The sequence below is a fragment of the Halomonas eurihalina genome (assembly GCF_008274785.1).
Taxonomy (GTDB): Bacteria; Pseudomonadota; Gammaproteobacteria; order Pseudomonadales; family Halomonadaceae; genus Halomonas; species Halomonas eurihalina.
Window position 1 is genome coordinate 1 of sequence record NZ_VTPU01000002.1, and the last position, 15,529, is coordinate 15,529.

Below are 15,529 nucleotides of genomic sequence, written 5' to 3' on the forward strand. Positions count from 1 at the left end.
CCGAACTCAGCAGTGAAACCGCTCAGCGCCGATGGTAGTGTGGGAGTTCCCATGCGAGAGTAGGTCATCGTCAGGCACTTACATGAAAAATCCCCCGGTATCCTCGGGGGATTTTTTTATGTCTGGACGATGGGCTGTCATCGCCTGCGACCCGTTCACCGGGAGTGAACGGGAACCGTCTTGAGACGGGCCCTTCGGGCGAGTCTCAGGGAGGAGACGAGTCGAGTCGGGGGAGCGCCGCTCGGACAAGGTATCGCCTTGTCAGGCGCGAGCGGGCGAGGTGGAAAGCCACGGCGTGCCGTGGAGGCGTCAGGCATCTATCCCGAGAAAACCCCGGCTTCATGCGAAGTCGGGGTTTTTTCATGTCTGGAAGAAAGAGCTAAAAAAAGAAGGGCGATCTTGGAGGTTCAGCCACTGATCTCGTAGCACTCGATGGGGGTGCCGTCCGGATCGGTGAGAAAGGTGAAACGGGCACCGGTGTGCTCGTCGACGCGGATCGGTTCGGGCGTGGCGCCTCGCGCTTCAAGGAGTGCCATGCAGGCGTCGAGGTCCGTGGTTGCGAACGCCAGGTGGCGCAGCCCGCAGGCTTCGGGGTAGCTCGGGCGCGGGGGCGGCGAGGGAAAGGAAAAAAGCTCCAGTTGGATGCCGCCGGGCAACAAGAGATCGAGCTTGTGGCTGTCACGCTCCTCACGGTAGGTCTCGTTCAGGATTTCGGCATCCAGGACTTCGAGATAAAAGCGTCGGGCACGGGGGTAGTCGGCGGTGATCAGCGCGACGTGATGCACGCCAGCAAGTGGTAAACGAGTGGAGGAGGCGTCCATGGGTGTCTCGTCGACGATGGTGTCATTGATCGACGCCCCGTGAGGGGCGCCGAAGGCGTCAGGTGCAGAGTGGTTCCAAGGCTTCGATCAGGCTATCCATCTCATCCTCGGTACCGATGGAAATGCGCAGGAAGTCGCGAAGCGTATCGGTATTGAAGTGGCGAACCAGGATCCCTCGTTCGCGGAGGCCGACGAAGAGTTGGGCGGCATCGATGTCCGGATGGCTGACCAGGAGGAAATTGGTCTGGGAGGGCAGGACCCGCAGCCCCAGCTCCTCGAGACGTCCCCGGGTGCGTTCCCGAGTAGTGATCACGGCTTCCCGGCAGGCCTCGAAGTGATCGTGGTCGGCCAGTGCCGCGATGCCCAGAGCACTGGCGAGGCTGTCGATGGGGTAGGAGTTGAAGGAGTCCTTGACCCGTTCCAGCCCTTCGATCAGTTCTCGGGAACCCACCGCATAGCCGAGTCGGAGACCGGCGAGACTGCGAGACTTGGAGAAGGTGCCGGTCACCAGCAGATTGGGATAGTCGGCAACCAGGGGAATCGCGCTTTCCCCACCGAAGTCCACATAGGCCTCGTCGATGAGCACCACCGAGCCGGTAATGCGTGACAGGAGACGGGCGATGGCCTGGCGGTCGTGCCCGTGACCGGTCGGGGCATTGGGGTTGGCGAACACCACGCCACCGGCTTCCTGGCTGAAGAGGTCCAGGTCGACGCGCCACTGGTCGTCCAGGGGCAGGGCGCGTCGCGTTACGTCATACAGCCGGCAGTAAACGGGGTAGAAGCTATACGTGATCTCCGGCATTTCCAGCGGCCGGTCGTGACAGAAGAATGCCTGGAAGGCCAGCGCCAGAACTTCGTCCGAGCCGTTGCCGACGAAGACCTGTTCCGGCTCGACGCCAAACTCCTTGGCCAGTGCGTCGCGCAGGGCGCGGGATTCGGGGTCGGGGTAGCGGCGCAGGTGATCCACCGGGAAATCGCGCAACGCGGTTTCGACACCGGGCGCGGGCGGATAGGGGTTCTCGTTGGTATTCAGCTTGATCAGTCGCTCGCGGGGTTGCTCGCCCGGGACATAGGGCGTTAGCTCCCGCAGCTTGGGGCTCCAGAACTTGCTCATCGTCACTCGCTCGGGGTGGAAATACTCGGGCCATGGTGACCCGCTCGCCGGCACCGCGCAAGCTGGCGTCGTGCTAAGCTCGACGTTCCCGCAAATGTTGGGGAAACACTGTATAAATGCCTACGCACGCAAATTACTGCGTTGCACGGTGCTCGAAAGCTCGCCTAACACCCGTTATGTCTCACTTTCTGTGCTCCGAGCGCCTTGCACTTCACTATGCTCGGCGATTTATTCAGCGCTTCCTTAGTTCGCCATGGAACGAGGCCGAATGCTTGCCCAGATTCTGTCCACCCTGCTGCCGGTATTCCTGATCGCGGGGAGCGGTACCCTCTATGGACGCTATCGGCGTCCGGACATCCAGGGACTGAACACGCTGAACATGGAGCTGTTCGTGCCCATGCTGGTGTTTGCCGCGCTGGCGGATCGGCAGGCGCCACTGACGGATTATGCTCGTCTGGCCCTGGCCGCCGCCGTGGTCGTGCTGGGTTCCGGGATCCTGCTGTGGCCACTGGCGCGCTGGCTGAAACTGGAGGTACGCACCTTTCTGCCGCCGATGATGTTCAACAATGCCGGCAACATGGGACTGCCGCTGATCGTGCTGGCATTCGGCGAACAGGCATTGCCGGCGGCGGTCGTGGTGTTCATCGTCGAGATGCTGCTGCACTTCTCGGTCGGCCTCTGGATACTCTCTCCCCATACGCCGGTGTGGCGCTTGCTGCGCATGCCCATTGTGCTGGCCAGTCTCGCGGGGCTCGGGGTCAACCTGAGCGGGATGATGTTGCCCGACTGGTTGCTCGAGGCGTTGAACCTGCTGGGAGGTGTCAGTATTCCACTGATGCTGTTCGCCCTGGGGGTTCGCATGCTCGACATCGACTTCGGACACTGGCGCATGGGGCTGCTTGGTGCGGTGTTGTGTCCGCTGTCGGGGTTGGTGGTAGCAGCGCCGATGGTGGCACTGCTGGATCTTTCGGGCATTACGGCGGCGGCGCTGTGGGTGTTTGCCGCCCTGCCGCCGGCAGTGCTGAACTATCTGGTGGCCGAGCAGTATCGGCAACAGCCGCACCTGGTGGCCTCGCTGGTACTGATCGGTAATCTGGGCAGCCTGGTGGTGATGCCGTTGCTATTATGGGTGGTGTTCGAGCATGTCCGTCCGATGGCATCATGAACAACGGAACCTGGCGGCGCCCAGGCTGTCCGCTGATGGCGCGAAAGGTTATGCTATCGAGCAGGTTGCCGTGTAATGCGGTGCCATGCCCATTGGTTAGGAGAACGAATATGCAAATCAGGACGTTGCTGGCGGGCTCGGCCATGCTTGCCTTGCTGGCGGGCTGTGCAGCTGGCCCCACCGATCAGGGAACCGCCGAGCCGGGGGTGACAACAACCGAGCAGACGTATCAGGGAACCCTGCCGTGTCGTAATTGCGAAGGGATCGACCTGAACGTCACCATGAAGGGAGAAGAGCAAAGCGCGGCCGCCGACCGTACTTTCGACCTGGAAGCGACCTATCGTGGCCATCCAGAAAATCCGCCCAACGAAACGTATTCCGGCAACTGGGAAGTGCTCGACGGGACGGCCGATGATCCGCAAGCCACCGTCTATGAGCTCACCCCGAATGGCGAAGGCCAGATCTATTACTTCCTGCGTGTGGATCCGCAGACCCTGGAGCTGATCGACCCACAGCGCCGTCGCTTCCAGAACAACGAAGTGCTGCGCTTGAAGCGCCTGTGATGCGACAAGCATCGCGTTGACGAGGGGCGGCCATCGGCCGCCCCTCGCGTATGGTTCCAACGTAAGTCTTCACACCTTCGACGAGACCCCCATGGCCAAAGCCAAGAGCGCTTTCGTCTGCACCGAGTGCGGCGCCGAATATCGAAAATGGCAGGGGCAATGCTCCAGTTGCCAGGAATGGAATACCCTGAGCGAGGTGCGGCTCTCCGCGGCCCGCCCCGGGGCCGCCAGCGGCGGTAGCGGTCGAGGGGGATACGCCGGGGTTGTGTCGCGAGAGGTGGTTGAGCTGTCCAACGTCGACCTGGGGGAAGTCCCCAGGCTGACCTCTACGTTCGAGGAGTTCGATCGGGTACTGGGGGGCGGTTTGGTGCCTGGCTCGGCCGTGTTGCTGGGCGGGCACCCCGGGGCTGGCAAGTCGACCCTGTTGCTGCAGACGGCCTGCAAGCTAGCCCAGCAGCGCCGTGTGCTCTATGTCACCGGCGAGGAGTCGCTGAGCCAGGTGGCGATGCGCGCTCACCGCCTGCAGTTGCCGACCCAGGGCTTGCAGATGCTGGCCGAGACCAGCATCGAGACGATCCTCGGCGTCGCCGAGCGCGAGCGGCCGGAAGTGCTGATCATCGACTCCATTCAGACCACCCATCTGGAGGATATCGCCTCGGCGCCTGGCGGTGTGGCCCAGGTGCGTGAATCCGCCGCCGCCCTGACGCGCTTCGCCAAGCAGTCCAGCACGGTACTCATGCTGGTGGGGCACGTGACCAAGGACGGCACGCTGGCAGGCCCCAAGGTGCTCGAGCACATGATCGATGCCTCGCTGTTGCTGGAAGGCGGTGCCGACTCGCGCTTTCGTACGCTGCGCGGCCAGAAGAATCGCTTCGGAGCGGTCAACGAACTGGGCGTCTTCGCCATGCTCGAGCACGGTCTCAAGGAAGTGAAGAATCCCAGTGCCATCTTCCTGTCGCGCAGTGAGGAACAAGCGCCGGGCAGCCTGGTGATGGTGGTCTGGGAAGGTACCCGTCCGATCCTGGTGGAGGTGCAGGCGCTGCTCGATGATTCGGCTCTGGGCAATCCGCGTCGTGTGGCGGTGGGGCTGGATCAGAACCGCCTGGCCATGCTGCTGGCGGTGCTGCATCGCCACGGTGGACTGTTCACTGGCGATCAGGATGTCTTCCTCAACGTGGTCGGCGGGGTCAAGGTACTGGAGACCAGTGCCGACCTGGCGGTCTTGCTGGCGGTGGTGTCGAGTCTGCAGAGTCGCCCGCTGGCCCGCGAGCTGGTGGTGTTCGGCGAAGTCGGGCTGTCCGGCGAGATTCGCCCGGTGCCCAGTGGTCAGGAGCGCATCGTCGAGGCTGCCAAGCACGGCTTCCGCCGGGCCATCGTGCCGCGTGCCAACGCGCCCAAGCAGGCGCCTGAGGGGATGGAGGTGGTGGCGGTGGATAAGTTGGCCGATGCCCTTGAGGCGCTCTAGACGTTGTAGAATGACGATAATGAACGCCAAGGAGAATGAGATGAGCGCCATCCGCCTGACCCAGTACAGTCACGGAGCCGGCTGTGGCTGCAAGATTGCCCCTGACGTCCTGGACGGCATCCTGGCCAAAGCCGGGCCGGGGGCCTCCCACTCCCGATTGATCGTCGGCAATCAGGGGCGCGAGGACGCCGCTGTCTATGACCTGGGCGACGGTCGCGGCATGATCGCCACGACCGATTTCTTCATGCCGATCGTCGATGATCCCTTCGATTTCGGTCGAATCGCCGCCACCAATGCCATCAGCGATGTCTATGCCATGGGCGGTTCGCCGGTGATGGCCCTGGGCATTCTCGGCTGGCCGTTGGACAAGCTGGGGGCGGACATCGCCGGCGATGTGGTCGGCGGCGCGCAGGCCGTGTGCCGCGAACTGGGCCTGGCGCTGGCCGGAGGCCATTCCATCGACGCGCCGGAGCCGATCTTCGGACTGGCGGTCAATGGCCTGGTCGATCTCGAATACCTCAAGCTCAACAAGGGGGCCCAGGTCGGCGATCTGCTGTATCTGACCAAGCCGCTCGGCGTGGGCATGCTGACCACGGCAGAGAAGCAGGGGCGGTTGGAGCCGGGCCATCAGGGGCTGGCGCGCCAGACGATGCTCGAAACCAACCGAATCGGCATGGACCTGGCGCGCATTCAGGGCGTGCATGCCATGACCGACGTCACCGGTTTCGGCCTTGCCGGTCACCTGACCGAGATGTGCGTTGCCAGCGACGTCGCGGCACGCATCGACTTCCGGCGACTGCCGCGTTTGGCCGAGGCTGAGGCCTATCGGCGTCAGGGCGCCGTGCCCGGCGGGAGCGGCCGCAACCGTGAGGCGCTGGGCGCGGCGCTACCCGCCATGGATGAGGCCCACTGGCAGTGGCTGTGCGATCCGCAGACCTCCGGCGGCCTGTTGCTTTCGGTTCATCCCTCCTGGGAGGACGATATCGAGCGCGTCGGGCGTTCCTATGGTCTCGAGCTCGAGCCCTTCGGCGAAGTCATCGCCGCGCGGGGCGAGGCGCGCATCGAGGTTCGAGGATGAGTCCGACGCTGGTCGAACCCGATCTCGAGCTGTTGCGCGAGCGCCGCGTCCTGATCGACGTCCGGGCGCCGGTGGAGTTTCGCCAGGGGGCGTTGCCCGGTGCGGTTAACCTGCCGTTGATGGATGACGAGGAGCGCCATCGGGTCGGTATTGAGTACAAGCATGCCGGCCAGGATGCCGCCATTGCGCTGGGGGAGCACCTGGTCGCCGGCGGTGTGCGGGCCGGACGCGTCGACGCCTGGCAGCATCTGCTGGCTCGTCATCCCGATGCGCTGATCTACTGTTTCCGGGGAGGCCAGCGTTCGCGGATTGCCCAGCAGTGGCTCGCCGAGGCTGGAATCGAGCGACCGCGCATTCGCGGTGGCTGGAAGGCCATGCGTCAGGCACTGTGCGAGCGGATCGATGCGGCAGCGGAACAGCCGCTGCTGGTGGTTGGAGGCCTTACCGGCTGCGCCAAGACAAGCCTGATCCAGGCGCTTTCATGCGGGCTGGATCTCGAGGCCTGTGCGCGTCACAAGGGCTCGGCCTTCGGCCGTCATCCACTGGCGGCGCCTTCCCAGATCGACTTCGAACATGCCATGGGCCTGCGCCTGTTGGACCTGCCAGGGCCGGTGGTACTGGAGGACGAATCCCGCCACATCGGCACCGCCAATATTCCTCTGGCCTTCTGGCGGAGTATGGGGCGGGCGCCACGCATCCGGGTCGAGATGCCCCTCGACTGGCGCCTTCAGCAGATTCACAAGGATTACATTGAGGACCTCTGGGCGGTCTATCGCCAGCAGTTCGGCGCGTGGCTGGGCTGGACGTTGATGCGCAAGCAGCTTTCCGGTGCCCTGCAGCGCCTGCGAAAGCGGCTGGGCGGGGCGCGACTGGCTCGGCTGCAGCGTCTTCAGGCACTGGCCTTTCGCGAGCATGAGCGGGGCAACAGCCAGGCCCACGAAGCCTGGCTGGCGCCATTGCTGACCGAGTATTACGACCCCATGTATCGCTATCAGCTGGAGAAGCACGACGATCAGCATTTCCTGCACGTGGGCGATTGGGACAGTTGTCTGGCGGCGGCGCAAGACTGGGTCGAAGGGGCATCGCGTGACGCTCGGGCATCCACTTCGACTTCAGCGGCGAGCGCAGGCCAGCCACTGGGATAGCCGTCGAGCCAGTCAGCGATCCGGCGGGACCTCGCAATGGGCATGAAGCAAAGGACGAGGAGCGGAAGGGCAAATGAAGCCGGTGCTCAAAGAACAGATCCTGACGATCTTGGCCGAGATTCCTCCGGGGCGGGTGACGACCTACGGTCGCATCGCCACCATGACCGAAGGCGCTACCCCGCGTATGGTGGCTCGGGCGTTGCGAGAGCTGCCCTCGGGACACGAACTCCCCTGGTTCCGGGTCATCACCGCGTCGCGGCGGCTGGCCGACCATGGAGGAGCGGATGAGCAGCGTCGTCGCCTGATTGATGAGGGCGTGGCGTTCGACGCTCGGGGGCGGGTGGCCAAGGAGCGCCTCTGGCCGTGAGCGATGCCATTATATTAGGAGATTTCATGAGTCAGTCATCCGGCGGTTTCTTCGAACGGCTCCAGGCGCTGACGCTGCGTGGTCAGCAGGCGTTCATGGCCGCTCTCTGTGAGCGTTTGGTGCCCAATTATGCCCTGTACGCCGAGACGACCGGTCATGGGGATGTCCAGGCGCTACGCGCCGTGCTGGCCCTGGTCTGGGAGCGGCTGTCGGTCAAGGACGCGCGCATCGACTTCGATCGGCAGGCGGAAAAACTGGCCGAGCTGGAGCCCCCGGAGGATGACGACAGCTTCGGGGCTCGCCGAGCGCTGGAAGCGGTTGTCGCCATTTCGGCGCTGCTCGATACCCTGCGCGGCGAGTCACCGGACTCGGTTCTGGACGTCAGCCGCACCTCGCGTGGCGGTGTGCGGGCCTTCATCGAGTTGACCGAAGGCGAGGAGGATGCCGGCAAGCTTGCCGCCCTGACGCGTGAACATCCGCTGATGTGCGAGGAAAACGACTTCCAGGATGCGGTGCTCGAGGCGGCCCAGGGCCACCTGGATCGCGACGCCCTCAAGGCCTTGCGTCACCTGGGGCGCAACGAAGGTGTCAGCAATCTTGGCCTGACGACCGACTGAGCGGTTAGAAACGCAGCCCTGCCGTGACCATGAGGCCGGCGGCACCGAACACGATCAGATCGCCTTCGACACGCTTCCAGCGTATGCCAATGCTGGGAAGTGCGGCAGGGGCGGTTTCCAGATGGTTGAAGGGAATCTTGTCCCGATACTCTCCCCTGTAGCCATGCAACAGCCCTGCCGTCAGCTTGGCGCGTAGGGTGGTGTCATGAGCGAAGTGCCAGAGAGGAAACTGCCTGCCGATGTAGAGATAAAAGGTCTCCTGCGCGAAAGAGTTCTGGAAATGAGCGCCACCGGCCAGCCAGTCATCCGGGGTATGGAATTCGAGGCCGATCAGTTCCTGATGGTTGGTGTGTTCGGGGTCAGGGTCGAAATGCCGAGTGTAAAGGCTGGTTTGCACGAGGGTATGATCCAGCTCCAGCGTGGGCGGCCAGTCGAGAGAAAAGGCGGGAGGATTGGCATGAACTGGGGTGGCATGAACTGGGGTGGCATGAACCAGGTTGGCCAGTAGCGCCCATGAAAGGATGACAACGAGCTTTCCGAGCGAGCGAGGCGTCATGACGAGTCCATCGTAGTATATGGATGCATCATGCCTGCCCTGGCCCGGGGCGACAACTGAGCCTTGTGCCTGGAAGGCGGCAACGTCTCGAGAAACGGCCCGGAGTGCCCCGGGCCGTTATCTTTACAGCGATTTAGCGTACCTCTGTTGCCGCTCGATTCCCGTACTCGACAGGCACCCAATCATAGCCCTCGGATGCCTTGCGAATATGGCCGATACCTGGGAAGGGCATATGGGGCACGGCGACAAGGTCTCCTGCTTCGGCAAGGACGGAAAAGGCCTTGGAGCGCACACTAGCGGCCATTTCCGGATTGACGTCATAGGCAATGGTCACCGATGGATCCGGGAACTGCACGGCCGCCACGTGGATGATGTCGCCGATGAAGGTGAGCGTCTGTCCCTGGTTTTCCAGCGTGTAGAAGGCACTGCCCGGTGTATGGCCTGGATGGAGAGACGCTGTCAGGCCTGGAAGTATTTGCGTGGTCCGGTCGAAGGAGTCGACCTTGCCGGCATCGACATAGGGCTTCAGGCTCGTGAGTGCCTGATCAAAGTAGCGCATGTCATAGTCGGCACGTTCCGCGTTCTGACGATCCAGAAAGAAGTCAACATCCGGCTTGCCGACGTGGACCGTGGCGTTGGGGAAGACGATCTGTTCGTCCCTGGTGAGTCCGCCCATATGGTCGGAATGCACATGGGTGAGCAGGACGTCGGTAATCTGTTCGGGCTCAACGTCGGCGGCATGTAGACTGTCGATCAGCTGGTTGCCCAGCCCCGGTCCGAACAGTGTGCCCACGCCCGTATCCACAAGGACGAGCCGGTTGCCCATTTCGAGTAGAAACGCATTGATCGATGCTTCGACGGGGTTGGACAGATGGGCCCGCTCCAGCATGGCATCAATTTTGTCGTTGGTAATGCCATGCAGGATCTCATGCAGGTCCTGTGGCACTGTGCCATCGGAGAGTGCCGTGACCCGGACGCCCCCTATCATGACGGCATAGGTATCGGCGCCCTGTTGGGCAATACCCGGAGAATGGTCTGGAGCGGAGTGTGAGGTCGCGAAGACCTGTCCCGACGTGATCAGGCCTACCAATAAGGCGGAAAGCATCAAGGATCGTACAGCCATTGGTCTGTTTTCCTGTTCAAGTGAATGTCAGGGCCAGAGCATAGGGGGCGAGATGATTGCCGAGAAAGCGATGGCCGTTATACCTTGCATAAGCCGCACTGATAGCCCCTGTATCGGCCTGTCCCGAAAGGGAATGAAGCCAGGAAACGCTAATGCCTGACCGTTTGAGCGAAATTGATATTGGCTTGTTGATGGCGTTCGAAGCCCTGATACAGGAGCGAAACGTCAGCCGCGCGGCGGATCGGCTGGGAATTACCCAACCGGCCCTTTCGGGGCGATTGACGCGCTTGCGTGCGATCTTTGGCGATCAGCTTTTTGTCCCGGTCGCCGGTCGAGGCGTGGCGCCAACTCCCCGCGCCAACGCGCTAGGGGCGACATTGCCGCAACTGCTGGACCATTTGCGCGAGTTTATCGGGCCATCTCCCTCGTTCGATCCAGGGAAAAGCGATCGTGAGTTTGTACTTGCGGCCTATGATAATCCCGCCATCATGCTGGGGCCGGACATTGTCCCCGCGCTCAAGCGGGCGTCGCCTAATATCAGGATCACATTCGTGGTGCCGGATCCCGAGACGATCACGCAGGCCCTCGAGCGTGGGGATATCGATATGGTCGTTGGTCTACCCCGATCGGAGGATGGAGGGCTGATTGGCCGGAGGCTGTTCACCGATGAATTCGTTACCGCGCAACGACATGGTCATCCGAGGGGCCGTCACCCGATCACGCTGGACGAATTCTGCACTGCCGAACATATGCTGGTGTCGACCAGCGGGGGAGGATATAGGGGAGCGGTGGATCGTGCGCTCGACAAGCTGGGCCGGTCGCGTCATGTCAGTCTGTCTGTCCAGAGTTATGCCCTGGCACCGCTCATCCTCGGCAGCAGCGATCTCCTGTGCACGCTGCCTGGCCGTTTCCTGCGACGCTTCGAAGCCATGGTCGATCTGTTTGCTCCACCGCTGGATATGGGCAACGTTGAGTTGTATGCCCTTTGGCATCCACGCATGAGGGACGATCCGGCGCATCGCTGGTTTCGTAATCTGGTGTTTGAGGTGGCTCGGGTAACACACGACTGAGGCCTGCCCATCGATTGCCTCGGGCAAGGCGCTGCCGTGGCCATCACCCGCCTTGCCCACAAGCGAGTATGTCGCTTCCGCCTGCGCTGCATCTTGGTATTCGTTTCGTTAGTGGTTCCTGATGCGCAAGGTCTCCAGACCGCGAAACACCAAGCTGGGTCGCCACTGCGTCCCGCCGGGTGCCAGAGAGAAGTCATGCTGTATCAAGGCCGGCAGAACACGCCGTAGTTCGATTCGTGCCAGATGGGCGCCCAGGCAGTAGTGCGCGCCATGAGCGAAGGCCACGTGTCGTCTGGTGTCACGGCCAAGGTCAAGTCGGTCGGGTTCGCGAAAGGCCTGGGGATCCCTGTTGGCTGCGGAAAAGGAGAAGACGACCATTTCGCCACGACGTATTTGGCGGCCACCGAAATCCAGGTCTTCGAGCGCGTAGCGTATCGAGCAGCGGACAGGACCGTCGTATCGCAGCAACTCTTCCACGGCGTTGTCGGAGATTTCGGGATGGGCTTGCCAGCGCTCGAGCTGGTCGGGGTGGCGAAGCAGGGCGAGTGCGCTGTTGCCGATCATGTCGGTCGTGGTTTCGAAACCGACGGCAAACATCAGGGCATAATGGGTGACCAGTTCCTCGATGCTCAGCCCCTGGTCCAGTGCGGTGTTCGGGTCGAGAATCCCGGGGCCACTCTTTACCTTACGTTGTGTTTCCAGGTGCTCGCGAATGTACCGGCTGAACTCTTCCGCACTGTGATTGATGCGGGCGGCCGTGTCATCGGACATCAGTGGATCGAAACCCGATATCATGTCCTGTCCCCAGGGCAATACTTCGGGTACGTCTGCGCGGGGGAAGCCCAGTATTTCGCTGATGGCAGCCGCCGGCAATGGCAAGGCGAGTTCCTTGATCAGATCGGCTTCCCTGTTTTGGCGCAGATTGCCGATAAGCTCTTCGGCGCATTCGTCGATATAACCGGCCCAGTGTTTGACGGCCTCGGGGGTGAACAAGGGCGAGAAGACGCGCCTGAGTTGTTGGTGTTGAGGTGGATCCAGAAACAGCATGAAGCGGTTGAGGTGTTGGCTGAAGGGAACCTCTTCCTGCTGTCGACTCAGGGCACTGAGGAAAGGAAAGTTGGCACTGCTCGTGTCGAGGTGTGGCAGCGTTTCGGCCAGCCCTCGTGGGTCGACACCAAAGCGCTTGTCGCGCAGTCCTGCCGAGACTTCGGCGTGGCGGGTCAGCCACCACCTGGAGACCGTGTCCTTGAGAACCGGGCCGCAGTCGCGCAGTTGTGAAAGGAATGGGTAAGGGTCGTCGACATGGTCCGGATGGTAAGGATCGAAGGAGATGCCATGTCGGGAGATCTCCAGGGCTCGCCCCGGTGCGCGAGGTGGTCTGGCGGGCAGCAGGCGATCCATCCCCAGGGAGAGCCGGGATTGTGCATCCATCGCCGGCCGCATCGCCTCGGCGAGTGCCTGAACATGGGGTGGACGTACCATGGTGAGGTGGTCGCCAGGCACCGTGATGACGTTCAGCGAGGCGCACAGTCCTTTCCAACCCAGGTCCGGCTCGTCGGTACAGAAATGCAGGCTGCGGGCAGGATGCACCAGTTGCGCGGGAAACTCGGAGCGCGCGCACAGCAGGGTGGCCGGACCGGGGTAATACCGCGGCCGGAATCGCATCATCGCCGTATAGTTGGTGTTATGGACGGTGGTGATCCTGTTCAGCGATGTCTGGAGCCGGTTACCTAACTTGTGCGTCAACCATTCCCGTTGCTTCTCCGGAGTGAGCGACTCCAGCTTGCGGGCGCTGATCGGGTTGCCGGAATTTTGGGTCAGGCGCAGGGTGATGTTGTGGAGTTCGTACAGCGCCATCAGGTCGGAGGGGATGTCATCGCTGGCATCTTGGCCCCCTCGGACCTGGAAGGTATCGATCAGAAATAGCGCTTCTATTCGCTCGCCCCGCTCGTGGAGTTGGCAGGCCATTTCATGAGCGACCAACCCTCCGAAGGAGTGCCCCGCGAGGCGATAGGGGCCTTCGGGCTGGATGGTCTGCATTTCGGCGATATAGCGCCGTGCGAGCTCCTCGACCGAACCGAGAGGGGATTCGGTACCGTCGATGCCCGGGGATTGAAAAGCGATCGTCGAGGCAAGGCCGGCCAGCTCGGTACAAAGACTCGATAGATAGGTTGCCACACCCATCGAGCCGGGAATGCAGAACAGGGGAAGGGCGACCTGCCAGTCGTGCAACGCGACTGCACAGGCACCGGATTGTTCTCCCAGGGGGGTACGCAAGGAGCCTCCGGCACTCTCCTGCATCCGGGTTTCTTCAACGAGGTCGATCAGTTGGCCCAGCGTCATGGAGCCGAATAGGGACATCAAGGGCAGTTTCACGTGGAAATGCCGCTCTATGTATGCGGTCAGTTCCACGGCGGCCAGAGAATCCAGGCCAAGCCGGTTCAGAGGGGACTCCTCGGGGATCGAGAGAGCCTCATCGTTATTCTCGGCAAGTCGAGCTATTTCCCGGGCCAGGCTCTCGCGAAGATTAGGTCGGTGAGAAGGGCTAGGCTGTTCCCGGGCAGTATCGTGATCGGTGGACTCAGGCGCGGTGTCGCCCTTGACGCTCACGGAATCGAAATATTGATCCACAGGCCCTCCTTGGTCATTCCTGCGTGGGTACTTGTCAAAACGTTGTGCTCAATGATGAACCCATGACTTTATGATGAATATTCAGACTTACAGAGAAGTAGCTGTAGTGATGAATAGAGTAATACCTCTAGTTTCTTGGTGATGAGGCGTCAAGTTGCTTTCGGTGTCGGTTTTTTAATTTCAGTTTTGATGGGGGTTATGTCGTCGGGAACCAGGCGAATAGCTTTCCTATTGCTTCAGGTTGGTGGCATGGTTGTAGTTAGTTGCTGAGAAGTCATGAAATGTTGCGCAGTGTTGTTGTTTTGTAAGTCAGAGCGTCTCGATTTGAGATAGTCCTTGACGTGATGGGTGCCTGTTGTATTGAAATGGTGGCGTCATCGCATAAGGCAATGGCAGCGCGCGCTGGGGATGCGCCAAGGGTACCTTGAAATCCCTGAGTTTTCTTGGGGTGTCGCATGTTTGATTGTAATTATTTCTTAAAGTGTTTCGGCAATTCTTCGGGTCTGATAAGGCGTGGGTGGCGTGGGTGATAAAGTGAGTCGAGTGAAAGACCCAATGTTTAATAATGGATAAAAACGGTTGTTCGTCCAGGGTGGGCGGCGAATATTGCAGGGAAGTGAGTTACATGGAGGTAGGGAATGAGGCGAGAAGCTGAGGTGGTCAGTGTCGGAGAGTGGAATGTCCATGTTGAGAGGTATCTGTTTTCCGGGGTGTCGGAGTCAGCCATTTTTGTCAATGGAGCGCTTTCAACAACACAAGCTTTTCGTAATACCATAAAAAATCTCAAGGGAAAGGTGAACATGATATTGTTTGACCTTCCCTTTATTGGAAAGTCCCGACAGTACAATGCCATTACCCGCCCCATGTCGAAAACGGAAGAGGTGATGGTGCTTCAGGGGTTGATGGATCGTTATCAGCCGTCTTACCTTCTTTCTGTGTCATGGGGAGGGCTGGCGGCATTGATGGCGCTTGCCAAGAAGCCACCCTCTGTTCGTAAGGCGTTGATCGCCTCCTTCTCTACCCGAATTACCCCGGAAATGCACCGCTATATTGAGCGTGCCAAGGTGTTGCTCGATGAAAGGAAAAATCATGAAGTTGCCACCTTGCTGAATGACGAGGTGGGGAAGTATCTGCCTGGCTTGTTGAAGCGGATAAACCATGAGCATATCAAGAGCCTCGATGACGAGACGTATCGCCAGGCCAGGTTTCATATTGGGCAAGTAGCTTCGCTCAGCTTTGATGATTACGTAGGTGTTTTCAAGGAGGTCGAGGTTCCTGTGCTGTTCGTGAATGGGGATTGGGATGAATACACCTCAAAAGAAGATGTCAGGTGCATCGAAAGCTATATCGATGAGTGTGAGTTTTTTGTGGTACCTGAGGCTGGTCATTTTCTTGATATGGAGAGCAAGTCTGCATCCAGGCACATGAACGAAATATTTGACCGTCATTTGCTGGCCTAGGCACTGTCCGAAAAGTGCCTGCGCTCGGTTATACGACGTTGAAAATCCGCTCAAATTCTCATTTACTCCTTGTAAACTCCGCGTTTTCGCAAATTTTCGCCTTGTCTAACCTTCGCTCGTCGACTTTTCAGACAAGGCCTAGGCTGGATGCTGTCGCGAAATGCTTTTCTTCGGGCTGGCCGTTGCATGCGGCCGGCCTTTTTCCAAGCCTGCTGATCAGGGAGCCATCTCAGCTGCGGAGCGCTCCGGTAACTACCCCTCTGCATTGGTTGCCGCGTCTTGCTGATGCACAATACCAAGCGATCAGCGGATAGCCGACATGCTGCTATGCCACTCCGCGCGGCTTGGAACCAT

14 protein-coding genes and 1 rRNA gene are annotated in these 15,529 nt (G+C 60.8%); 10 read left to right on the top strand and 5 right to left on the bottom strand.

What is annotated here, in order from left to right; genetic code table 11:
- A 5S ribosomal RNA gene (gene rrf, locus FZZ93_RS18705) occupies positions 1–76 on the top strand; the annotation flags it as partial.
- A 331-nt stretch (positions 77–407) separates the two neighbouring features.
- Here rrf and gloA2 read toward each other — a convergent pair.
- Positions 408–821 (bottom strand): SMU1112c/YaeR family gloxylase I-like metalloprotein, encoded by a 414-nt coding sequence (gene gloA2 / locus FZZ93_RS02945; RefSeq protein ID WP_149320848.1) that lies wholly within the window; start codon positions 819–821, stop codon positions 408–410.
- A gap of 58 nt (positions 822–879) precedes the next feature.
- Positions 880–1,935 carry a histidinol-phosphate transaminase gene (gene hisC, locus FZZ93_RS02950; protein ID WP_149320849.1) on the bottom strand — a complete coding sequence of 352 codons (1,056 nt, stop codon included), beginning with the start codon at positions 1,933–1,935 and terminating at the stop codon, positions 880–882.
- A gap of 268 nt (positions 1,936–2,203) precedes the next feature.
- On the opposite strand from hisC, the gene FZZ93_RS02955 reads away from it, so the two are divergent.
- The 7 genes from FZZ93_RS02955 (at position 2,204) to FZZ93_RS02985 (ending at position 8,335) form a co-directional block, all read left to right on the top strand.
- Positions 2,204–3,100: an AEC family transporter gene (locus FZZ93_RS02955; protein ID WP_149320850.1), complete on the top strand. Its 897-nt coding sequence runs from the start codon at positions 2,204–2,206 to the stop codon at positions 3,098–3,100.
- Between the two features lie 110 nt (positions 3,101–3,210).
- Entirely contained in the window at positions 3,211–3,663 is a 453-nt protein-coding gene (locus tag FZZ93_RS02960; RefSeq protein WP_149320851.1) for a copper resistance protein NlpE N-terminal domain-containing protein, read from the top strand.
- Between the two features lie 91 nt (positions 3,664–3,754).
- Positions 3,755–5,128, top strand: a complete 1,374-nt coding sequence (radA, locus tag FZZ93_RS02965; protein ID WP_149320852.1) for a DNA repair protein RadA — start codon at positions 3,755–3,757, stop codon at positions 5,126–5,128.
- 40 nt (positions 5,129–5,168) lie between these two features.
- Complete coding sequence (gene selD, locus FZZ93_RS02970) at positions 5,169–6,206, top strand: selenide, water dikinase SelD (RefSeq protein ID WP_149320853.1); 1,038 nt, start codon at positions 5,169–5,171, stop codon at positions 6,204–6,206.
- Positions 6,203–7,351: a tRNA 2-selenouridine(34) synthase MnmH gene (mnmH, locus tag FZZ93_RS02975; RefSeq protein WP_149320854.1), complete on the top strand. Its 1,149-nt coding sequence runs from the start codon at positions 6,203–6,205 to the stop codon at positions 7,349–7,351. Before selD ends, mnmH begins: the two co-directional genes overlap by 4 nt.
- Before the next feature lie 73 nt (positions 7,352–7,424).
- The gene (locus FZZ93_RS02980; protein ID WP_149320855.1) at positions 7,425–7,718 is read left to right on the top strand and encodes an MGMT family protein; all 294 of its coding nucleotides are present in this window, start codon (positions 7,425–7,427) and stop codon (positions 7,716–7,718) included.
- 26 nt (positions 7,719–7,744) lie between these two features.
- Positions 7,745–8,335: a YjaG family protein gene (locus tag FZZ93_RS02985; RefSeq protein ID WP_149320856.1), complete on the top strand. Its 591-nt coding sequence runs from the start codon at positions 7,745–7,747 to the stop codon at positions 8,333–8,335.
- 4 nt (positions 8,336–8,339) lie between these two features.
- On the opposite strand, the gene FZZ93_RS02990 is transcribed toward FZZ93_RS02985, so the two are convergent.
- Entirely contained in the window at positions 8,340–8,891 is a 552-nt protein-coding gene (locus tag FZZ93_RS02990; protein WP_149320857.1) for a hypothetical protein, read from the bottom strand.
- 133 nt (positions 8,892–9,024) lie between these two features.
- Positions 9,025–10,014: an MBL fold metallo-hydrolase gene (locus FZZ93_RS02995; protein ID WP_149320858.1), complete on the bottom strand. Its 990-nt coding sequence runs from the start codon at positions 10,012–10,014 to the stop codon at positions 9,025–9,027.
- A gap of 152 nt (positions 10,015–10,166) precedes the next feature.
- On the opposite strand from FZZ93_RS02995, the gene FZZ93_RS03000 reads away from it, so the two are divergent.
- Complete coding sequence (locus tag FZZ93_RS03000) at positions 10,167–11,084, top strand: LysR family transcriptional regulator (RefSeq protein ID WP_149320859.1); 918 nt, start codon at positions 10,167–10,169, stop codon at positions 11,082–11,084.
- Between the two features lie 108 nt (positions 11,085–11,192).
- On the opposite strand, the gene FZZ93_RS03005 is transcribed toward FZZ93_RS03000, so the two are convergent.
- Complete coding sequence (locus FZZ93_RS03005) at positions 11,193–13,715, bottom strand: cytochrome P450 (protein WP_149320860.1); 2,523 nt, start codon at positions 13,713–13,715, stop codon at positions 11,193–11,195.
- Positions 13,716–14,353: 638 nt separating this feature from the next.
- On the opposite strand from FZZ93_RS03005, the gene FZZ93_RS03010 reads away from it, so the two are divergent.
- The gene (locus FZZ93_RS03010; RefSeq protein WP_149320861.1) at positions 14,354–15,175 is read left to right on the top strand and encodes an alpha/beta fold hydrolase; all 822 of its coding nucleotides are present in this window, start codon (positions 14,354–14,356) and stop codon (positions 15,173–15,175) included.
- Positions 15,176–15,529: the final 354 nt, after the last annotated feature.